Below are 18,458 nucleotides of genomic sequence, written 5' to 3' on the forward strand. Positions count from 1 at the left end.
CGGCAGCAGCGGCTTTTAGTAGCCGCAGGCGCCCGCGTAAAGCAGGATTGCCCGATGATTCTCTTTCGCGGAGCAATCGGGCCGATGTTCCTCCTGAAACGCAGCGTGAAGCGAAAGCCGGACCTGCAATGGGCGCTTGCCGACCGCCAGTTCTTCGCCTGCGGCGCCTGCCATATCCTTGCCTATGCCTTCCTGGGGAAGTACCCCGCCTCGGGCTTCGGCGCGGTCTGGATCAAGCCGGCCGCCGGCTACACCGGCAATCACGTCGTCGCCACCGACGGCGATATCGCCTTCGATTATCACGGCTTTTCACGCTGGCGGCACCTCCTGGAGCACACGACACGCAAGGCCGAGCGGCTGATGCCTGGCTGGAGCTGTACCTTGGTGCCACTGCCGCCGGAGGCACTGACCTCGGAGGCAAGGTCGAAAGAGATCGAAGGGTTGTGGTTGCGCGGGCCGGAACAGTGTCTGCACGACGCGTTGCCGCACGCCCGCGCCTTTCTCGACCGGTTCGAGCCACCCGAGGGCGCTCAGGGACTCTCCAGCCGAAAATACCGCCACGGGGTGAACCAGCGATAGCGCGCGGACAGCCGCTCCGGCACGTTGTCGATGCCCTGCGTGCCACCAGGACCGCAGCGCATCACGCGGAACAGCCCCATCCACCCGCCTGCCCATAAACCGTGGCGGGCGATCGCCTCATAGGAATATTCCGAGCAGGTCGGCAGGTGGCGGCAGGTATTGCCGACGAAGCCGGAAAGCGTGAGTTGGTAGAGGCGCACAATGCCGGTGCCGAGAAGACGTCCTGGCGTCTTTCGCCAAGGGCCGCGCCAGTTGCGGCCGCGCGGGCGCCGGGCCTCGCGCCCATCGTCTTTCCCCGACCCGCGGCATGCCTTGTGCTCCATCGCCCAGACATGTTCATCCCGAACGATCTTGGCAAGAGGCTGCCTGGGCCGAGTTCGGCTCAGGAGAATGGCCGGAGGCCGTTCCTGGAGGGTGGAAATGTCTTCGCCGGAATCCGTTCGCGGCTGCCCGGCGTGTCGAACGGGTGTCCGCCCGGCCGGTACTGGAACGTAGCGATCCGAAGAACGTCGGCGAAGATTTCGAGAAAGTCGCGCATCGCGGTTCTCCTTCGAGGGGATTGAACCGCCGCTGGCACCCGGCTTCAAACGAGTATAGTGTTGGCCTCGTATGCCTTGAGGTTATGCGAAATGAAACGCGGACGCCTGCCGCTCACCGCCCTGCGCAGCTTCGAGGCGGCCGGCCGGCATTCGAGTTTCAGCCGCGCGGCCGAGGAACTCTACGTCTCGCAGGCGGCGATCAGCCGCCAAGTCCGCGAATTGGAAGCTTCGGTAGGCCGGGCGCTGTTCTTCCGCAATCACCGCCGGGTCGTTCTCACCGAGGCAGGCCGGCACCTTCTCGACCAGTTGACGCAAAGTTTCGACGCCATCGACCGCCGGCTCGGCGAGATCATCGAGCGGCCGGCCCAGCATGTCGTGACGGTGAGCGTCGAGCCCTCGCTGGCGGCGGCCTGGCTGGTGCCGAGGCTGAACGCCTTCAATGCCCTGCGGCCGGATGTCGACGTCTCGATCGACGCCAGCCCTCTCCTCATCGATTTCAGGGGCCACCGGTTCGACCTGGCGATCCGCCACGGCATGACGGCGACGTCCTGGCCGCGGACGCAGTCGCGCCATCTGTTCGACTGCACGAGGACGGCCCTGATGGCGCCGGCGATGCTGGCCGCGGGACCTCCCGTCACGTCCGCCGCGGATCTCCTCCACTTTCCCCTTCTTCACGAGGACGATCGCGACGGCTGGGCCGACTGGTTCAAGGCAGCCGGCGCCGGAGCCACGGAGCCGCGTCGCGGACCGATCTTTCCCGATGCCGCGCTCTCCGCGCAGAGCGCAGCGCTCGGCCATGGCGTCGCGCTCGGCTGCCGGCTGCTGACCTGGCCGGACTTCTCGGCCGGCAGGTTGATCGCACCGGTGGATTTCGATATCCCGGGCGGTGCCTATTGGCTGGTCGCATCGGATTTCGACCGGCTCGGCGAGCCGGCAAAGGCCTTCGCGGAGTGGGTTGCAGAGGAAATCGCGAGAGACCTCGGCGTGATCGACGCAGCTACACCATCGGCCGATGAAAGCAAAATTGCATCACGTCAAAGCGAGGATCGGTTCGGATCGCCATCGACGGTTGAGCGCTGACGTGCGGTGCGTGCAGCCGCAACCATGGGCGGAAGGAAGTTGTGCGCCGTAGTCCACAGTACGGAAAGGTCGACGCCGCCATAGCCATGGCTCAGGCGGTTTCGCATCGCATACGCCGCCCTCACCTGCAGATCGGGATATTTCCGTTCGATGCCCGGATCGATCTTGAGGATTCTGCCCGAGGCCTCGCCAACCACCTCAAGACACTTCCATACGGCGAGATGGGTGCGATGATCCTCTTCGAACTGCTCGAACGTCATTCCGCCAAGGAGCGCAGGAACACGTTCGCCCCAAAGAACGATATCCGACAGCAATTCCAAGAACCGGCTATCGGGCTGGTCCTTCATAGGGGACGCACGTCCCGCCGAACCCTTGCGGCGACCGGCTCGGAAAACCCGCCGGGCGTCATGATGTCCACGGGCACGCCCAGCAATTCCGAAATATCGCTTTGCAGCCCATCTAGATGAACGAAGGTGGTCTCCCCATGCCGGCCATCGACCAGAATATCCAGGTCGCTGCCATCGACGTCCTCGCCGCGGGCCACCGAGCCGAAGACGCGCGGGTTGCTGACGGGATAACGCGCGATGATCGCGCGCACCTCGTCCCGATGTCTTGCCAGCGCTTCCGAGGGTCGCATCGCCATCGCTCCGGCCAGGTTTCCGTTCCGGCGTCAGGCCGCCTTCTCGGCCTGCTTGCGCTCGATCTGGCCGATGGCGTCCACCACGGCGTCGAAGGTCAGCATGGTCGAGGCGTGACGCGCCTTGTAGTCGCGCACAGGCTCCAGATATTTGAGGTCGGCGAAACGGCCGATCGGCGGCGGACCATTCTCCTTCAGCATTTTTCGCATCGCCTCGCGCACCTCGCGCAACTCGTCGGCGGTCGCACCGACGACGTTCTGCGCCATGATAGCCGAGGAGGCCTGTCCGAGCGCGCAGGCTTTCACGTCGTGGGCGAAATCGGTCACCACGCCATCGCGCATCGACAGGTCGACGACGACGGTCGAGCCGCACAGCTTGGAATGCGCCCGCGCCGTCGCATCGGGATCGGCCAGCCGGCCGATGCGGCCGATATTGCCGGCAAAGCCAAGGATTTTCGCGTTGTAGACGTCGTCGATCATGATCGCGATCCATTGCTCACTGTCGGCGGTCGGCGCCGCTCGCAGCCTTCGGTCACCTATATAATGCGTCAGGCAAATCCCCGCATGCACATTTTCGCCGGCCGGGCCTCGCCAGTGAAGCGCCGGCTCGATGCGGCAGGCCAACCGAAATGATTTTCGCCCCTTCGTCGAAATTGCGCTTGCCGTTCCGCCTGAGGGCCGTCGCGCAAACGGACTGTGTCATTCCGGCGTCTTTCATTGACGCCTGCGCCCCTTATATAATGATCCGGTCTGGGTCGCAGGCTCGGACATGCCGTATTGCCGCTTTTCGGACACCGCAGGGTCAGGTGGCCGCGAAAGGCAGTGGTCCGTTCAACTCGTCGCTCCAGAGAGAGCGACTACGGGAGACTCCTTTCATGGACGCTGTCGTCAAGAAGATCATGCCGCGGTCCGACTACATGGACAAGCCGGCGACCAACCGCCCCTCGCAGGCCGAAGTCGAGGCGGCCGTGCTGACGCTGCTGCGCTGGACCGGCGACGACCCCGAGCGCGAGGGCTTGAGGGACACGCCAAAGAGGGTCGCCAAGGCCTTTCTCGAAATGTTCAACGGCTACGACATGTGCCCGGCCGAAGAGCTCGGCCGCACCTTCGAAGAGGTCGCCGGCTACGACGACCTGGTGATCGTGCGCGACATAAAGTTCCACTCGCATTGCGAGCACCATATGGTGCCGATCATCGGCAGGGCGCATGTCGGCTATCTGCCCGACGGCAAGGTGGTCGGCCTCTCCAAGATCGCGCGCGTCGTCGACATCTTCGCCCATCGGCTGCAGACGCAAGAGGCGCTCACGGCGCAGATCGCCGGCGTCATCCAGGAGGTGCTCAACCCGCGCGGGGTTGCCGTCATGGTCGAAGCCGAGCATATGTGCATGGCGATGCGCGGCATCCGCAAGCAGGGCTCCAGCACCCTGACCTCCACCTTCACCGGCGTGTTCAAGGACAATCCCGAAGAACAGATCCGGTTCTTGACAATGGTCCGGGCGGGCCAGGGCGGCTGACCCTAGCCCACCGGCTTCAGACAAGGAGCCGGCAATGCCGGATAGGTTCCCTGCCCCGCCTTCCGACAAGACGCTGCTCGAGGCGGGCGGCACGCTGACGCCGCGTTTCGACGCCAACGGACTGGTGACCGCCGTGGTGACCGATGCCGAGGACGGCACGGTGCTGATGGTCGCCCACATGAACGCCCAAGCGCTGGCGCTCACGCTCAAAACCGGCATTGCCCATTTCTGGTCACGATCGCGTGCATCCTTGTGGAAAAAGGGGGAAACGTCGGGCAACGTTCAGCAAGTGGTCGAAATGCGGGCCGATTGCGATCAGGACGCGATCTGGCTGAGTGTCAAAGTAGCGGGCGACGGTGCAACTTGTCACACCGGGCGGCGTTCTTGTTTTTACAGGATTGTCGAAATCACGGACGGGGAAGCTGGCCTGCGCGACGATGGAAGCGCGGTGCTGACGAATGCGTCTGCGCCACACGCACACGGCTGACTGGCCCATCTCTTTCCGGTTTGAAAACCAACCTGCTTCATGCTTTCGATACGCTGCGGGCGTTAAAAGCATGAACGGGAGGCTTGGGAGTTGAAGATGCTCGATTGGGCGTCGTTCAGGGGAAGACCCGGGGTCAGTGAAGCGGACGGCTTTTCCTCGCACGCGCCCGAGGACGGCAAGCCTGTCAAGAAAACCGGGATCTCGCTTGCCCTCGGCGGCGGCGCGGCGCGCGGCTGGGCCCATATCGGCGTGCTCAGGGCGCTCGACGAGGCAGGCATCGAGATCAGCATGATCGCCGGCACCTCGATCGGCGCGCTGGTCGGCGGCTGCTATCTCGCCGGCAAGCTCGACCAGCTGGAAGAATTCGCCCGCAGCCTGACCAAGCGCCGCATCTTCGGGCTGCTGGACTTCAATTTCGGCGGCAACGGCCTGTTCAGCGGCATGCGGCTCGATGCGCGCATGCAGCAGCACCTCAACGGCATGACCTTCGAGGACCTGCCGAAGCCGTTCGTCTGCGTGGCGGCGGAAATCCGCACCGGTCACGAGATCTGGCTGTCCAGCGGCTCGCTGATCACCGCCATGCGCGCCTCATATGCCCTGCCCGGCGTGTTCGAGCCGGTGACCGCCAACAAGCGCGTCCTGGTCGACGGAGCACTGGTCAATCCGGTGCCGGTGTCGGTCTGCCGCGCCTACGAACAGCCGCTGGTGGTGGCGGTCAACCTGCATTACGACCTGTTCGGCCGCGCCGCGGTGATCAAGCACAGCGCCGGCGAGCTGGTGGTCGAGACCAATGGCGGCCGCCGCGTTCCCGGCATCCAGCATGAGTCGCGGCTCGGCATCAGCGGCGTCATGGTCGAGGCCTTCAATATTATCCAGGACCGCATCTCGCGGGCTCGGCTGGCCGGCGACCCGCCGGATCTGTCGCTGCAGCCCAAGCTCGGCCATATCGGCCTTTCGGAATTCTATCGCGCCGACGAGGCGATCCGCATCGGCTACGAGACCACCAAGGAGCGGCTCGGCGAGCTCATCCGGCTGCAGAGCGTGCTCGCCTGAGCCGCAGGCCGGGCCTGCCGCGCCACCTCACATCGGGCTTTCCGCCGCGTCGACGATCCTGAACTGGACGCTGCGGGCGCCGTTCCAGTAGTTTGCCTGCACCTGTCCCGCGACATGGATGCGGGCGCCACGGCTCCTGCCCAGGAATTCGCCGAGCTCGGTGCCGGCGGCCCGGAAAGCCATCGCCTGCAGCGATCCTCCGGCATCGGAGCGCAGGTCCAGCCGCAGATGCGAACCGCCGACCGGCCGGACGTCGCGCAGCTGGTGGCGCGGCAGCACGAAGGTCGGCGCCGGATACCCAGCGCCGAATGGGCCCGCCTGCTCCAGCGCGTCGAGCAGCGCCTGCGTCGCGCCCTCGGCCGACAGCGCCGCGTCGACCAGCAGCGTCTCCTCGTCTCGCAGCCGCGACACGTCGGCCGCCGCCCGCTCCTCGAAATAGGCGCGAAGCTCGCCGAGCCGGGCACGCTGCACCGTGATGCCCGCCGCCATGGCGTGGCCGCCACCCTTGTCGATCAGCCCGCGCTCGAAGGCACCGCGCACCAGCCGGCCCAGGTCGAACCCGGCCACCGACCGGCCCGAGCCGGTGCCGACGCCGTTGGCGTTGAAAGCTATGGCGAAGGCGGGGCGGCGCACATGGTCCTTGAGCCGCGACGCAAGCAGACCGACGATGCCAGGATGCCAGCCGTCGTTGCAGGTCACCATCACCGCAGGGCCGACACCGCCGGCGAGCTCGGCGTCGGCCTCGGCGCGGGCCTGCTCCAGCATAACCTGCTCCATGGCCTGCCGCTCGCCGTTCAGGCGGCCGAGCACCTCGGCGATGCGTTCGGCCTCGACCGGGTCGTCGGTGGCCAGGAGGCGACTGCCCAGCGCCGCATCGCCGATGCGGCCGCCGGCATTGATGCGCGGGCCGATGAGGAAGCCGAGATGGAAGACGTTGATCGGCTCGCCGACGCGCGCCGTCCTTGCCAGCGCCGCCAGGCCGACATTGCGCTGCTGCCGTATCGCCAGCAGGCCCTTGACGACGAAGGCGCGGTTGACGCCGGTGAGCGGCACCACGTCGCAGACGGTCGCCAGCGCCACCAGGTCGAGCATGAACAGCAGGTCGGGCGGCGGCCGATCGGGGCGGCGCTGCCGCAACACCCTTGCCGTCTGCACCAGCGCCAGGAAGACGACACCGGCCGCGCACAGATGGCCCTGCCCGGACAGGTCGTCGTCTCGGTTCGGATTGACCACCGGCACGCCTGCCGGCAGCGCCCCGCCGACCTGGTGATGGTCGAGCACCACCACATCCGCTCCGGCCTGCCGCGCTGCTTCGATGGAGGGTGCGCTGTTGGTGCCGCAGTCGACGGTGACGACAAGCCGGGCACCGCGCCCGACCAGCTCGCGCATGGCATCCGGATTGGGGCCATAACCCTCGAAAATGCGGTCGGGGATGTAGATTTCGGACTCGATGCCGAAATGATTGAGGAACCGCTTGAGCATTGCCGAGGAAGCGGCTCCGTCGACGTCGTAGTCGCCGAAGATCGCCACCCGCTCACGCCGCTCGATCGCCGCGGCGAGCCTATCGGCCGCAGCCTCCATGTCGGTCAGCGTCGCCGGATCCGGCAGCAGGTCGCGGATGGTCGGGTCGAGGAACTTCGTCACGGCGTCGGTCGCGACGTTGCGGCCGGCGAGCACGCGCGCCACGATCTCCGGCACGCCTTGCCCCTGGGCGATGGCGAGCGCCGTCATTTCCTGGCGCTCGCTCAGCCGGTGCGCCCAGGCCGCCCCAGCGGCCGAGCGGCGCACGCCGAGGAAGAGGCGTTTTTCGGGAGTCATGTCGGCTGCGCCCGATCCGTCCTCACACCCGCTCCAGGTCTTTGTGGCGCGCCCTGATCTCGCGCACGGTGCGCGACGACGAGCGCAGCACGATCGTGTCGGTGGTAATCGCGGTGCGGCCGAAGCGGACGCCGGACAAGAGGTTGCCGTCGGTGACGCCGGTCGCGGCGAACAGCACGTCGCCCTTCGCCATGTCCTCGACCCCATAGACCCGGTCGAAGTCGACGATACCCGTCCGCGCGCCCAGCGCGCGCTTTTCCTGAGTGTCGAAGATCAGCCGCCCCTGCATCTGCCCGCCGATGCAGCGCAGGGCGGCGGCGGCCAGCACCCCTTCCGGCGCGCCGCCCGAACCGAGATAGATGTCGACGCCGGTCTCTTCCGGCTCGGTCGTGTGGATGATGCCGGCCACGTCGCCGTCGCCGATCAGCCGGATCGCCGCACCGGCCGCCCGCACCGTCTCGATCAGGCGGGAGTGGCGCGGGCGGTCAAGAATGCAGGCGGTGATTTCGCCCACCGGAACACCCTTCGCCCGGGCGAGACTGCGGATATTGTCTTCCGCCGGGGCGTCGATGTCGACCAGTCCGGCGGGATAGCCAGGTCCGATCGCGATCTTCTGCATGTAGATGTTGGGCGCGAACAGCAGGCTGCCCTTGTCGGCCACCGCGATCACCGACAATGCGTTCGGCAGGTTCTTGGCGCAGACGGTGGCGCCCTCGAGCGGTCTGACGGCGATATCGACCTCCGGTCCCTCGCCGCCTCCCAGCGTCTCGCCGAGATAGAGCGTCGGCGTCTCGTCGCGCTCTCCCGCTCCGATCACCACGGTACCGCGGATCGGCAGCCGGTCGAGCTCGGTGCGCATCGCGGCGACAGCCGCGTCGTCGGCCGCCTTCTCGTCGCCGCGGCCGCGCAACCGCGCGGCGGCGATCGCCGCGCGTTCGGTAACGCGGACGGCTTCCATCGTCAGGATACGGTCGAGGCTGGAATTCTTGGTCACCGCGTGAATGTCCTTGAAACGAAATGGCGGGCGGCGGGGTCGAAACCGGATCTTCTTGGCAAAGTACCCAGGCGACAGCAAGACCCGTTGCGAAAATCCCGGGCAGACGCTTCAATCGAGATCCATCTCGATTGGGGGGATACCATGTTCGAGACTGGTTTGCTGATCGGCCTGATTATCTGGCCGATCTCGGGAATTTGGCTCGTTGTTTCGCTACTGAGACTTATTCTCCCTCGATGGCGCAGGAGCGGCATCCGACAGTCCGCGATCTCGGCCGCCGTGTTCGTTTGCTCATTCGTCGGCATTATCGTGTGCAATCAACTGCTTTATCTCGACTATGGCCTGAGCTCACGCGATGGCCTGGAGGAGGCGCAAGCCGCGAAAAAGGCGCTGGCCGATGCCGAGAGTGCACGTGCAAAGGCTGCCGCCGAAAAGAAGGCAGCGCAAGACGCCCAAAGGAAGGCCGAAGAGGAAGCCAGGCAGGCAGCCTTGGACGCTGAGCGCCGCAAGCGGGACGCCGAAGAGCAGGCGGCCAGAATGGCGGCCGAGAAGGCCGCCGAGCTCGTCGAAAAATGTGCCGACAAGACCATGGCATTCGTGATGTCGCAGGAATTCGTCAGGCGGAACCTCAAGGCGCCTTCGACTGCCGAATTCCCATGGTACACGGACGATCAGGTCGCCGTCTCCACCAAGCCGGGCTGTGCTTTCCGGGTCATTGCCTGGGTGGACGCGCAGAACAGCTTCGGTGCCCAAATCAGGTCGGTGTACATCGTGGATATGAAATACAACGACGACGCAGGAACGTGGATGCTTACCGACATAAGCATTCAATAGACGCTGCCGGGACGTATCTAATCCGCCCGCTCGATGCGGATCACCTGCGGCTTGTCGGCGAGATGGCCGTCCTTGGTGATGCCGTCGACGGCCTTGCGTACCGCCGCCTCGGTCGTCTCATGGGTGACCAGGATGACCGTCTTCAGCGCCGCGTCGCCGAGGTCGGAGGCGTGCTGCACGATCGATTCCAGCGAGATCTGGCTGTCGGCCATGCGCTTGGCGACGGCGGCGAAGACGCCGACGCGGTCGTGCACGGTCAGGCGGATGAAATAGCCGCCCTCGTGGCTGCGCATCTTCGCCTGCTTGTAGGGTTTCAGCTCCTTGGCCGGCCGGCCGAACACCGGGCCGTGCTGGAAACCCGGCCGGCTCTTGGCGATGTCGGCGATGTCGCCGACCACCGCCGAGGCGGTAGCATTACCGCCGGCGCCCGGCCCCGACAGCAGCAGTTCGCCGAGAATGTCGGTTTCGATCGCCACCGCATTGGTCACGCCATGCACCTGCGCGATCACCGACGCCGTCGGCACCATGGTCGGGTGCACGCGCTGCTCGATGCCGCTTTCGGTGCGTTGCGCCACGCCGAGCAGCTTTATGCGGTAGCCGAGCTCGGCGGCGGCGCGGATGTCGGCCTGGGTGATGTTGGAGATACCCTCCAGATAGATGTCGTCGGCCGCTATCCTGGTGCCGAAGGCCAGGCTGGTCAGGATGGACAGCTTGTGCGCGGTGTCTTGGCCCTCGATGTCGAAGGTCGGGTCGGCCTCGGCATAGCCGAGCCGCTGCGCGTCCTTCAGCACCTCGTCGAAGGAAATGCCTTCCGCCTCCATGCGGGTGAGGATGTAATTGCAGGTGCCGTTGAGAATTCCGAAGACGCGGTTCACCGTATTGCCGGCCAGCGCCTCGCGCATCGTCTTGATCACCGGGATGCCGCCGGCCACCGCCGCCTCGTAGTTGAGCAGCACGCCTTTCCGCTCGGCGATCTCCGCCAGAGCGACGCCATGCTTGGCAAGCAGCGCCTTGTTGGCGGTGACGACATGGCGCCCAGCCTCGAGCCCGGCCTTGACGCTGGCGCGCGCCGGCCCGTCATCGCCGCCGATCAGTTCGACGAAGACGTCGATCTCGGCATTGGCGGCGAGTTCGGCCGGGTCGGCGAACCAGGCGGTCCGGGACAGGTCGATGCCGCGGTCGCGGCCGGTGTCGCGCGCCGACACCGCGGTCACGACGATTTCCCGGCCGCACTGGCGCGCGAGTTCCGCCTGCTTTTCCGCGATCACCCGCACCACCGAGGCGCCGACCGTGCCGAGACCGGCCACCCCAATACGCAAAGCTTCGGCCATGACCGGTCCGCCCTCTGAAAATCCGTCGACTTGAATGATGCGATCAGCGCCGCGCCACCAGCGGCACCACATTGTTGGGCTGCTTGGCGGCGGTGCTCAGGAAGCGCTTGATGTTGCGCGCAGCCTGGCGGATGCGGTGCTCGTTCTCTACTAGCGCGATGCGCACGTGGTCGTCGCCGTGCTCGCCGAAGCCGATGCCCGGCGCCACCGCGACGTCCGCATGCTCGATCAGCAGCTTGGAATATTCGAGCGAACCAAGATGGCGGAACGGTTCGGGGATCGGCGCCCAGGCGAACATCGAGGCCGCCGGCGCCGGAATATCCCAGCCGGCGCGGCCGAAGGCGTCGACCATCACGTCGCGGCGCTTGCGGTAGACGTCGCGCACTTCCGCTATGTCGGAGCCGTCGCCGTTGAGGGCGGCGGTCGCCGCCACCTGGATCGGCGTGAAGGCGCCGTAGTCAAGATAGGATTTCACCCGCGTCAGCGCCGCGATCAGGCGGGCATTGCCGACGGCGAAACCCATGCGCCAGCCCGGCATGGAAAATGTCTTCGACATGGAGGTGAACTCGACGGTGACGTCGATGGCGCCGGGCACCTGCAGCACCGAAGGCGGCGGATTGCCGTCGAAATAGATCTCCGAATAGGCGAGATCCGACAGGATGATGATGTCGTTCTTCTTGGCGAAGGCGACGACGTCCTTGTAGAAGTCGAGGCTCGCCACCAACGCCGTCGGATTGGACGGATAGTTGAGGATCAGCGCCAGCGGCTTGGGGATCGAATGGCGGATGCCGCGCTCGAGCGCCGGGATGAAGCCGTCGTCCGGCTCCACCTGCAGCGAGCGGATGACGCCGCCCGACATGATGAAGCCGAATGCATGGATCGGATAGGTCGGGTTGGGGCAGAGAATCACGTCGCCGGGCGCGGTGATCGCCTGCGCCATGTTGGCGAAGCCTTCCTTCGAGCCGAGCGTGGCGACGACCTCGGTCTCGGGATCGAGCTTCACCCCGAAGCGGCGGGCGTAGTAGTTCGCCTGGGCGCGGCGCAGGCCGGGAATGCCGCGCGACGACGAATAGCGATGGGTGCGCGGGTCGCGCACCACCTCGCACAGCTTGTCGACGATCGCCTTCGGCGTCGGCAGGTCGGGATTGCCCATGCCCAGATCGACGATGTCGGCGCCGTTGGCGCGGGCTGTGGCCTTCAGCCGGTTGACCTGCTCGAACACATAGGGCGGAAGCCGGCGAACCTTGTGAAACTCTTCCATCGTCGTTCCAAGAAAAGGGAGGGCAGCGTTGCGCGCGCTATATACCCAAAGTCGGCAGCGGTCGAGGCCGTCACTGGGCCTCGATCGCCTTCAGCGTGTCGCCGCCATGCTCTTCGGCGAGCTTCTGCAGGCGCCGCGGATCGCCGGTCGTGCCGGCGCCACGTCCGGAGGTCGCCTGGGCCGATTGCGCCGACTGGATGCGGGCGGTGACCCTGCCCTTGTCCTCGTCCGTCATCGGCGGCGCGGCGACCTGCGGCGGCACGTTGAGATTCGGATAGGTGCCGGTATCCAGCGGGCCGCGTTGCGGCACCAGCGGCATCGCCGTATCGGAAGCACTCGAAGCGCAGCCGGCAAGGATGGAGACCAGCACGGCCGCAAGACCGGCGCGGCACATGGCCGCCGGAGAGGATTTGTACCCGACCGTCATGATCTTTTCCGAAGTCCCCGTTAGTCGAACGCCGTGAGTCGACGTTGGACCCTTTCGAATGTGTCATGCTAGTATGTCAATAAAAAGCCTTGGGAAAAGCCCCGGGAGGACCGTGGACGGCATGAACAAAACTTCGGATGCGGGCAAGCCGGGCGCTGCCGACAGGAATGGCGCCGAGACGGCATCCGTGGAGGAGTACCTCGTCAAGGATCCGGAACGCTTCGCCCTCAACATGGCCCGCATGGTCGAGCAGGCCGGCAAGGCCGCCGCCGCCTGGGCCGAGCCGCGCGAGAAAGGCGAAGTGCGCGACACCGTCGCCGAGCCGGCCGTCGACATGGTCAAGACGTTCTCCAAGCTGACGGAATACTGGCTGTCCGATCCGCAGCGCGCCCTGGAGGCGCAGACGCGGCTGTTCGCCGGCTACATGAACGTCTGGACCAGCGCCATCCACAAGGCGGGCGGCGAGCCGGCCGACGACGCGGTGAAGCCGGACAAAGGCGACAAGCGTTTCCTGGACCCGGACTGGGGCCGCAACGCCTTCTTCGATTTCCTCAAGCAGGCCTATCTCGTCACCTCGCGCTGGGCGGGCGATCTGGTCGAGCAGGCGGAAGGCCTCGACGAGCACACCAGGCACAAGGCGTCCTTCTATGTGAAGCAGGTCTCCAACGCGCTGTCGCCGTCGAATTTCATCCTCACCAACCCCGAACTGTTCCGCGAGACGGTGGCCAGCAGCGGCGAGAACCTGGTGCGCGGCATGAAGATGCTGGCCGAGGACATCGTGGCCGGGCGTGGCGACCTGAAACTCCGTCAGGCCGACTACACGCCGTTCGAGATCGGCCGCAACGTCGCGGTGACGCCGGGCAAGGTGATCGGGCGCAGCGACGTGGCGGAGATCCTGCAATACGCGCCGACGACCGACAAGGTGCTGAAGCGGCCGCTGCTGATCTGCCCGCCCTGGATCAACAAATTCTACATCCTCGACCTCAACCCGCAGAAATCCTTCATCGGCTGGGCGCTCGACCAGGGCCACACCGTCTTCGTCATCTCCTGGGTCAACCCCGACCAGCGGCACGGCATGAAGGGCTGGGAGGCCTATGTCCGCGAAGGGCTGCAATACGGGCTGGACTGCGTGGAGACGGCGACGGGGGAGAAGAAGGTCAATGCCATCGGCTACTGCGTCGGCGGCACGCTGCTGGCGGCGGGGCTCGCCCTGCTCGCGCAGGAGGGCGACGACCGCATCGCCTCGGCGACGTTCTTCGCCACCCAGGTCGACTTCACCCATGCGGGCGACCTGAAGGTTTTCGTCGACGAGGACCAGATCGCCGCACTCGAGCGCGCCATGAACGAGAAGGGGTTCCTCGAAGGCACCAAGATGGCGACCGCTTTCAACATGCTGCGCTCGGGCGACCTGATCTGGCCTTATTTCGTCAACAACTACCTGCGCGGCAAGGATCCCCTGCCCTTCGACCTGCTCTACTGGAACGCCGATTCCACCCGGATGGCCGCAGCCAACCACTCCTTCTACCTGCGCAACTGCTATCTGGAGAACAATCTCACCGCGGGGCGGATGGAGATCGCCGGCCGGCAGCTCTCGCTCGCCGACGTGACCGTTCCGGTCTACAACCTCGCCACACGCGAGGACCACATCGCGCCGCCGCGCTCGGTCTTCGTCGGCTCGAAATTCTTCGGCGGGCCGGTGGAGTTCGTGATGGCCGGATCGGGCCATATCGCCGGCGTCGTCAATCCGCCCGCGCTGAACAAGTATCAGTTCTGGACCGGCGGCCGGGCGACGGGCAGTTTTGACGAGTGGGTTGCCGGCGCCAGCGAGAATGCGGGCTCCTGGTGGCCGCACTGGCAGAAATGGATCGAGCGGCAGGACGGGAAAAAGGTGCCGGCGCGCAAGCCAGGCGCGCATGGCAAGGTCCTCGGCGACGCGCCGGGGACCTATGTCAAGGTGCGCGTGTGAGGCAGCCGCCCGCGGCCGGCCGCCACTGCCTAAAAAGCCGGCAGAATCATGGCGCGACCATGATGCCGCCTCATTTGCTCCCTAGCTGGATTCTGGTTAAAAATCACGAATCACGCGTGCGCCTCTCGAAGGCGTGACTCATAGTTGAAATCGATACTATGCCGGCGGGCGGGACCGGCACCACGCGAGGGATTTCGGTTTGCGAGTACGGGGACAACGTAGCGCACGAGGGGGAAGCTTTACCGTCATCGGAGCTCTGGTCTCCGTCCTGCTCGCGTCCTGCACGTCCGCGACCGATCCAAATCTCGATGTGAACGGCTTCAATTCGGCGGCGATGACGGCGCCCGCGCCCGCCGACGGCACCAACCGCCTGGCCGGCTCCGGCAAGGCAACGGCCGCGACCGAAGCGCAGGGCGACGCCGAGCTCCCCGCCCGGGCTGCCGCCGTTCCCGCGACCTCCCCGCAGCAGTCGAAACCCGCGCAGCGGACGGCCGAGGCCGCGGGCGCGCCGACCGAAGCCGCGGCTGCGGAGAAGCCGGCCGAGCCGAGTGCAGGCAATCAACCTGCGCAGGCCGTGGAAGCTTCCGCCAAGCCGGAAACGAACGACAAGGCTGCCGGGGAAGACAAGGCTCAGGTGGTCGCCAGCGCCGCCGCATGGCCGCAGACCGAAGCGCCGGCACCCAGGAAGAAGGGGCTCCTGTCCTTCTTCGGATCCACGCCCGCGTCCGCGGCTCCAGCACCGATCGTCCGCCAGGATCGCGGCTCGGCCGCCGCCCCCGCCAGGGAGCAGGCGAAGGCCTTCATCGAGAACCGCCCCTCCCGCGCCGCCGCCGAAACGGACGGATCGAAGCGCGACGCGGAAAAGGCCGCCAAGCCCATCATCGACCTCGAGGCGGCGCCCAACCGCAAGCCGGTCCAGCTGGCCTCCCTGGGCGGCGAGAACGGCAACGGCCTGCCCGGCGTGCGCACCACCGCGCTGTTCGAGATCAAGCGCAAGTCCGGCATAGACGACGACAGCGACATCGACCTGCACGAGGAAGAAGGACCGGGGGTCATCCTGGCCTCGGCCGCCGGCATGGCGCGCCTCGCGCCGAACGGCCTGCTCAAGCAGACCGAGAGCGTCGACGTCGCCTGCCTGAAGCCGTCGCTGGTGCGCGTGCTGAAGACCATCGAGCGGCGCTTCGGCAAAAGGCTGATCGTGACCTCGGGATACCGCAGCCGCTCCTACAACATGCGTGTGCGCGGCGCCAAGAATTCCCAGCACATGTATTGCGCGGCCGCCGACATCCAGGTGCCGGGCGTCAGCAAGTGGGAACTGGCCAAATTCGCCCGCTCCATGCAGGGTCGTGGCGGCGTCGGCACCTATTGCCATACCAATTCCGTGCATGTCGACATCGGGCCGGAGCGCGACTGGAACTGGCGCTGCCGGCGCGGTTCATAAGGCCGAAAAACTTTGACGACGCGGGTTGCCGACCCGCTGGAAGCCCACTATAAGCCGCGTCGCTGCGCCCATCGTCTAGCGGTCTAGGACGCCGCCCTTTCACGGCGGAAACACGGGTTCGATTCCCGTTGGGCGTGCCATCGCAATCGCGATTGCCGGCACCGTTCGGCCGATGGCCTGGAATGCCGTTGCCGCCTCAGATCACCACGAAATCCGCCGACGTCATGGCGTAGCCATTGTCGATGTGGGCGAACAAAACCCTGCCGCCGGCGCCCGAGCCGTTGCTGTCGTAGAACAGATCGCCGGCCGCCTGATCGTAGAGGATGCGGTCGTCCGCATCCACTGCGGCGATGTTGAGGTTCTTGAAGCGTTCGGGCGCGAGCGCGCCCGTCGCAGCCAGCGCGGCGAAATAGGCGTTGTCCAGTTGGATGGTATCGGCGCCGTTGAAATCCTTGATCGTGTCGACGTTGGTCGCCGCGTTCAGCGGGGAGTTGAAGACGAAATTGTCGGCGCCGTTGCCGCCATACAGCGTGTCGTTGCCCCGGTAGCCCTTGAGCGTGTCGGCGCCCGCGCCGCCGGCGATGATGTCGTTGGTCTCGTTGGCCCCGTACAGAAAATCGTTGAAGTTCGAGCCGACCAGCCGCTCGATCGAATCATAAGTGTCGCCGGCGGCGTCCCCGGCATTGACCGCCGGATTGGCAAGGCTCGCGATCACGCGCTGGGCGGCGCCGGCGTAGGATGCCGTATCCGTACCGGTACCGCCGGCGAGGAAGTCGCCGCCCGCGCCACCCGTGAGCGTATCGTTGCCGGCATCGCCGAAAAGCTCATCCTTGCCGGTCAGGCCGAACAGGCTGTCATTGCCGGAATTGCCGTTGATCTCGTCGCCCGACAGCCCGCCGGTGATGGTGTCGGCCGCGGCGCTGCCGTTGAAGGTCCAGGCCTGATCCTCGACGAATGTCCGCAGCGTGCTGGCATTGCCGTAGACGAACAGGCCGTAGAAGTCGTTGACCGTGATCGCGAGGCCGATCATCTCGACCACGGCATAGCCCTCCGCGGTGACGATGCGGAAGCCCGTCACGGTGCCGGTGTTGTAGGGATACCATTCCTCGTCGTCGTAGTAGCCGCTGAGCCCGGTCCCCAGGACCTGCAGATGGATACCTTCGATCGAGAATATCCCGTAGCCGAAGTTGAAATAGGTCGAATCGCCTGCAAAGGTATGCTGGCCCGACCGGGTGGTGATGTTGGTGAACAGCGTCTCCGGATTGCCGGGCGCGAACTGCGTCATCGTGGGCATGAAACGTCTCCCGCGGCGGGATCACTCATCCCGCTCCCTGGTTTCGCCCCAAGCTCAGCATGGACCGAAAGGCAATGGAAGGCAAGATCAACGATGGTTTTTGCAGTAGCCTCCAGATAAAGCGGACATCCTGAAGTTTATTTTCGCAAGAAATTCAGATTTTCCGTCGCATGGCGGAGCAAAATGGCCGAAGCCCCTCCGCAGATCCAAGCGCGCGGGGCCGGCGAGCTGATCGCTTCCATCAGGCCTCCCGCGGAGCCGTTGCCACGCTTTGCCCTTGAAGCTTTGGCGTTCCGGTGTCACATGAGGCGACTGTTCAACTTTCACGCCTGCAAGAACCCGACACGTCCGACGAAGCCATGGTCACCTATCTCGACGCCGACGCCGCGCCGGCCCGCAACACCGGCCAGATCAAGCTCTATGGGGAAGACGCGTTCGCAGGCATGCGCAAGGCCTGCCAGCTGACCGCGCGCTGCCTGGACGAACTGGCCGGCATCGTCGCCCCGGGCGTGACCACCGACGAGATCGACCGCTTCGTCTTCGCGTTCGGCATGGACCACGGCGCGCTGCCGGCCACGCTGAACTATCGCGGCTATACCAAGTCCACCTGCACCTCCATCAACCATGTCGTCTGCCACGGCATCCCCGACGGCAAGCCGCTGCGCGAGGGCGACATCGTCAACATCGACGTCACCTACATCCTCGACGGATGGCATGGCGATTCCAGCCGCATGTACCCGGTCGGCACGATCAAGCGTGCGGCCGAACGCCTGCTGGAAGTGACCCACGAATGCCTGATGCGCGGCGTGGCGGCGGTGAAGCCCGGCGCCCGCACCGGCGCGATCGGCGCGGCGATCCAGAAATTCGCCGAGGCCGAGCGCTGCTCGGTCGTGCGCGACTTCTGCGGCCACGGCGTCGGCCGGCTGTTCCACGACGCGCCCAACATCCTGCACTACGGCAATGCCAACGAGGGCGTCGAGATGCGGCCCGGCATGATCTTCACCATCGAGCCGATGATCAATCTCGGCCGTCCGCATGTGAAGGTGCTGTCGGACGGCTGGACCGCCGTCACCCGCGACCGCTCGCTGTCGGCGCAGTACGAGCACACGGTCGGCGTGACCGCCGGCGGCTGCGAGGTCTTCACCCTGTCGCCCGCCGGCCTCGACCGCCCCGGCCTGCCCGGCTGAGGCGCGCTTCGCCAGC

At 66.1% G+C, this 18,458-nt stretch carries 20 protein-coding genes and 1 tRNA gene; 10 read left to right on the forward strand and 11 right to left on the reverse strand.

Going from position 1 to position 18,458, the window contains the following annotated elements; all coding sequences use genetic code 11:
- The first annotated feature begins 84 nt into the window (after positions 1 to 84).
- Complete coding sequence (locus tag AC5JDC_RS04910; protein ID WP_495839638.1) at positions 85 to 579, forward strand: hypothetical protein; 495 nt, start codon at positions 85 to 87, stop codon at positions 577 to 579.
- Here the strand turns inward: AC5JDC_RS04910 and yidD are convergent.
- Both yidD and AC5JDC_RS04920 read right to left on the reverse strand, forming a co-directional pair.
- Positions 531 to 902, reverse strand: coding sequence for a membrane protein insertion efficiency factor YidD (gene yidD / locus AC5JDC_RS04915; protein WP_106770118.1), 372 nt, complete (start codon positions 900 to 902; stop codon positions 531 to 533). The two genes, AC5JDC_RS04910 and yidD, sit on opposite strands and share 49 nt — an antisense overlap.
- Positions 903 to 961: 59 nt before the next feature.
- Positions 962 to 1,117 carry a hypothetical protein gene (locus tag AC5JDC_RS04920; RefSeq protein ID WP_495839641.1) on the reverse strand — a complete coding sequence of 52 codons (156 nt, stop codon included), beginning with the start codon at positions 1,115 to 1,117 and terminating at the stop codon, positions 962 to 964.
- A gap of 91 nt (positions 1,118 to 1,208) precedes the next feature.
- Between AC5JDC_RS04920 and AC5JDC_RS04925 the strand changes: the two genes are divergently transcribed.
- The gene (locus AC5JDC_RS04925) at positions 1,209 to 2,198 is read left to right on the forward strand and encodes a LysR substrate-binding domain-containing protein (protein ID WP_495839643.1); all 990 of its coding nucleotides are present in this window, start codon (positions 1,209 to 1,211) and stop codon (positions 2,196 to 2,198) included.
- On the opposite strand, the gene AC5JDC_RS04930 is transcribed toward AC5JDC_RS04925, so the two are convergent.
- The 3 genes from AC5JDC_RS04930 to AC5JDC_RS04940 are packed head-to-tail and all read right to left on the reverse strand — an operon-like array spanning position 2,153 to position 3,315.
- Complete coding sequence (locus tag AC5JDC_RS04930) at positions 2,153 to 2,545, reverse strand: HepT-like ribonuclease domain-containing protein (RefSeq protein ID WP_495839645.1); 393 nt, start codon at positions 2,543 to 2,545, stop codon at positions 2,153 to 2,155. The genes AC5JDC_RS04925 and AC5JDC_RS04930 overlap by 46 nt on opposite strands.
- Positions 2,542 to 2,835 carry a nucleotidyltransferase family protein gene (locus tag AC5JDC_RS04935; protein ID WP_106770409.1) on the reverse strand — a complete coding sequence of 98 codons (294 nt, stop codon included), beginning with the start codon at positions 2,833 to 2,835 and terminating at the stop codon, positions 2,542 to 2,544. The genes AC5JDC_RS04930 and AC5JDC_RS04935 overlap by 4 nt, the downstream gene beginning before the upstream one ends.
- A 33-nt stretch (positions 2,836 to 2,868) precedes the next feature.
- Positions 2,869 to 3,315 (reverse strand): iron-sulfur cluster assembly scaffold protein, encoded by a 447-nt coding sequence (locus AC5JDC_RS04940; protein WP_106770121.1) that lies wholly within the window; start codon positions 3,313 to 3,315, stop codon positions 2,869 to 2,871.
- 395 nt (positions 3,316 to 3,710) lie between these two features.
- Between AC5JDC_RS04940 and folE the strand changes: the two genes are divergently transcribed.
- From folE to AC5JDC_RS04955, 3 genes are all read left to right on the forward strand, one after another.
- Complete coding sequence (gene folE, locus AC5JDC_RS04945; RefSeq protein WP_106770122.1) at positions 3,711 to 4,349, forward strand: GTP cyclohydrolase I FolE; 639 nt, start codon at positions 3,711 to 3,713, stop codon at positions 4,347 to 4,349.
- Between the two features lie 34 nt (positions 4,350 to 4,383).
- Positions 4,384 to 4,836, forward strand: a complete 453-nt coding sequence (hisI, locus tag AC5JDC_RS04950) for a phosphoribosyl-AMP cyclohydrolase (protein ID WP_495839649.1) — start codon at positions 4,384 to 4,386, stop codon at positions 4,834 to 4,836.
- Positions 4,837 to 4,932: 96 nt separating this feature from the next.
- Positions 4,933 to 5,889, forward strand: coding sequence for a patatin family protein (locus AC5JDC_RS04955; RefSeq protein WP_106770410.1), 957 nt, complete (start codon positions 4,933 to 4,935; stop codon positions 5,887 to 5,889).
- A gap of 27 nt (positions 5,890 to 5,916) precedes the next feature.
- Here the strand turns inward: AC5JDC_RS04955 and recJ are convergent, their stop codons facing one another.
- Both recJ and glpX read right to left on the reverse strand, forming a co-directional pair.
- Positions 5,917 to 7,707, reverse strand: a complete 1,791-nt coding sequence (recJ, locus tag AC5JDC_RS04960; RefSeq protein ID WP_495839651.1) for a single-stranded-DNA-specific exonuclease RecJ — start codon at positions 7,705 to 7,707, stop codon at positions 5,917 to 5,919.
- A gap of 22 nt (positions 7,708 to 7,729) precedes the next feature.
- Positions 7,730 to 8,701, reverse strand: coding sequence for a class II fructose-bisphosphatase (glpX, locus tag AC5JDC_RS04965; protein WP_495839653.1), 972 nt, complete (start codon positions 8,699 to 8,701; stop codon positions 7,730 to 7,732).
- A gap of 144 nt (positions 8,702 to 8,845) precedes the next feature.
- Between glpX and AC5JDC_RS04970 the strand changes: the two genes are divergently transcribed.
- Positions 8,846 to 9,535, forward strand: a complete 690-nt coding sequence (locus AC5JDC_RS04970; protein ID WP_495839655.1) for a hypothetical protein — start codon at positions 8,846 to 8,848, stop codon at positions 9,533 to 9,535.
- Positions 9,536 to 9,552: 17 nt separating this feature from the next.
- Here AC5JDC_RS04970 and AC5JDC_RS04975 read toward each other — a convergent pair whose 3' ends face one another.
- The 3 genes from AC5JDC_RS04975 to AC5JDC_RS04985 all read right to left on the reverse strand — a co-directional run bounded on the left by AC5JDC_RS04975 (position 9,553) and on the right by AC5JDC_RS04985 (position 12,554).
- Positions 9,553 to 10,866: a homoserine dehydrogenase gene (locus AC5JDC_RS04975; protein ID WP_495839657.1), complete on the reverse strand. Its 1,314-nt coding sequence runs from the start codon at positions 10,864 to 10,866 to the stop codon at positions 9,553 to 9,555.
- Positions 10,867 to 10,909: 43 nt separating this feature from the next.
- Complete coding sequence (locus tag AC5JDC_RS04980) at positions 10,910 to 12,127, reverse strand: LL-diaminopimelate aminotransferase (protein WP_106770127.1); 1,218 nt, start codon at positions 12,125 to 12,127, stop codon at positions 10,910 to 10,912.
- Between the two features lie 70 nt (positions 12,128 to 12,197).
- Positions 12,198 to 12,554 (reverse strand): hypothetical protein, encoded by a 357-nt coding sequence (locus AC5JDC_RS04985; RefSeq protein WP_495839660.1) that lies wholly within the window; start codon positions 12,552 to 12,554, stop codon positions 12,198 to 12,200.
- 121 nt (positions 12,555 to 12,675) lie between these two features.
- Between AC5JDC_RS04985 and phaC the strand changes: the two genes are divergently transcribed.
- The 3 genes from phaC to AC5JDC_RS05000 all read left to right on the forward strand — a co-directional run bounded on the left by phaC (position 12,676) and on the right by AC5JDC_RS05000 (position 16,101).
- A complete protein-coding gene (gene phaC, locus AC5JDC_RS04990; RefSeq protein ID WP_495839662.1) occupies positions 12,676 to 14,520 on the forward strand; it encodes a class I poly(R)-hydroxyalkanoic acid synthase in 1,845 nt (614 codons plus the stop codon).
- Positions 14,521 to 14,830: 310 nt separating this feature from the next.
- The gene (locus AC5JDC_RS04995; RefSeq protein ID WP_495839664.1) at positions 14,831 to 15,961 is read left to right on the forward strand and encodes a YcbK family protein; all 1,131 of its coding nucleotides are present in this window, start codon (positions 14,831 to 14,833) and stop codon (positions 15,959 to 15,961) included.
- A 64-nt stretch (positions 15,962 to 16,025) separates the two neighbouring features.
- A tRNA-Glu gene (locus AC5JDC_RS05000) sits at positions 16,026 to 16,101 on the forward strand.
- A 56-nt stretch (positions 16,102 to 16,157) separates the two neighbouring features.
- Here AC5JDC_RS05000 and AC5JDC_RS05005 read toward each other — a convergent pair.
- On the reverse strand, positions 16,158 to 17,255 hold the full coding sequence (locus AC5JDC_RS05005; RefSeq protein WP_495839666.1) for a calcium-binding protein: 1,098 nt from the start codon (positions 17,253 to 17,255) through the stop codon (positions 16,158 to 16,160).
- Between the two features lie 359 nt (positions 17,256 to 17,614).
- On the opposite strand from AC5JDC_RS05005, the gene map reads away from it, so the two are divergent.
- Positions 17,615 to 18,442, forward strand: coding sequence for a type I methionyl aminopeptidase (gene map, locus AC5JDC_RS05010; RefSeq protein ID WP_495839668.1), 828 nt, complete (start codon positions 17,615 to 17,617; stop codon positions 18,440 to 18,442).
- Positions 18,443 to 18,458: the final 16 nt, after the last annotated feature.

The sequence above is a fragment of the Kumtagia sp. genome (genome assembly GCF_059502445.1).

Excerpts from the sequence above, each read along its gene's own strand:
- AC5JDC_RS04910 (WP_495839638.1), top strand. The coding sequence starts at position 85 with ATGTTCCTCCTGAAACGCAGCGTGAAGCGAAAGCCGGACCTGCAATGG.
- yidD (WP_106770118.1), bottom strand. The coding sequence starts at position 902 with ATGGAGCACAAGGCATGCCGCGGGTCGGGGAAAGACGATGGGCGCGAG.
- AC5JDC_RS04920 (WP_495839641.1), bottom strand. The coding sequence starts at position 1,117 with ATGCGCGACTTTCTCGAAATCTTCGCCGACGTTCTTCGGATCGCTACG.
- AC5JDC_RS04925 (WP_495839643.1), top strand. The coding sequence starts at position 1,209 with ATGAAACGCGGACGCCTGCCGCTCACCGCCCTGCGCAGCTTCGAGGCG.
- AC5JDC_RS04930 (WP_495839645.1), bottom strand. The coding sequence starts at position 2,545 with ATGAAGGACCAGCCCGATAGCCGGTTCTTGGAATTGCTGTCGGATATC.
- AC5JDC_RS04935 (WP_106770409.1), bottom strand. The coding sequence starts at position 2,835 with ATGCGACCCTCGGAAGCGCTGGCAAGACATCGGGACGAGGTGCGCGCG.
- AC5JDC_RS04940 (WP_106770121.1), bottom strand. The coding sequence starts at position 3,315 with ATGATCGACGACGTCTACAACGCGAAAATCCTTGGCTTTGCCGGCAAT.
- folE (WP_106770122.1), top strand. The coding sequence starts at position 3,711 with ATGGACGCTGTCGTCAAGAAGATCATGCCGCGGTCCGACTACATGGAC.
- hisI (WP_495839649.1), top strand. The coding sequence starts at position 4,384 with ATGCCGGATAGGTTCCCTGCCCCGCCTTCCGACAAGACGCTGCTCGAG.
- AC5JDC_RS04955 (WP_106770410.1), top strand. The coding sequence starts at position 4,933 with ATGCTCGATTGGGCGTCGTTCAGGGGAAGACCCGGGGTCAGTGAAGCG.
- recJ (WP_495839651.1), bottom strand. The coding sequence starts at position 7,707 with ATGACTCCCGAAAAACGCCTCTTCCTCGGCGTGCGCCGCTCGGCCGCT.
- AC5JDC_RS04970 (WP_495839655.1), top strand. The coding sequence starts at position 8,846 with ATGTTCGAGACTGGTTTGCTGATCGGCCTGATTATCTGGCCGATCTCG.
- AC5JDC_RS04975 (WP_495839657.1), bottom strand. The coding sequence starts at position 10,866 with ATGGCCGAAGCTTTGCGTATTGGGGTGGCCGGTCTCGGCACGGTCGGC.
- AC5JDC_RS04980 (WP_106770127.1), bottom strand. The coding sequence starts at position 12,127 with ATGGAAGAGTTTCACAAGGTTCGCCGGCTTCCGCCCTATGTGTTCGAG.
- AC5JDC_RS04985 (WP_495839660.1), bottom strand. The coding sequence starts at position 12,554 with ATGACGGTCGGGTACAAATCCTCTCCGGCGGCCATGTGCCGCGCCGGT.
- phaC (WP_495839662.1), top strand. The coding sequence starts at position 12,676 with ATGAACAAAACTTCGGATGCGGGCAAGCCGGGCGCTGCCGACAGGAAT.
- AC5JDC_RS05005 (WP_495839666.1), bottom strand. The coding sequence starts at position 17,255 with ATGCCCACGATGACGCAGTTCGCGCCCGGCAATCCGGAGACGCTGTTC.
- map (WP_495839668.1), top strand. The coding sequence starts at position 17,615 with ATGGTCACCTATCTCGACGCCGACGCCGCGCCGGCCCGCAACACCGGC.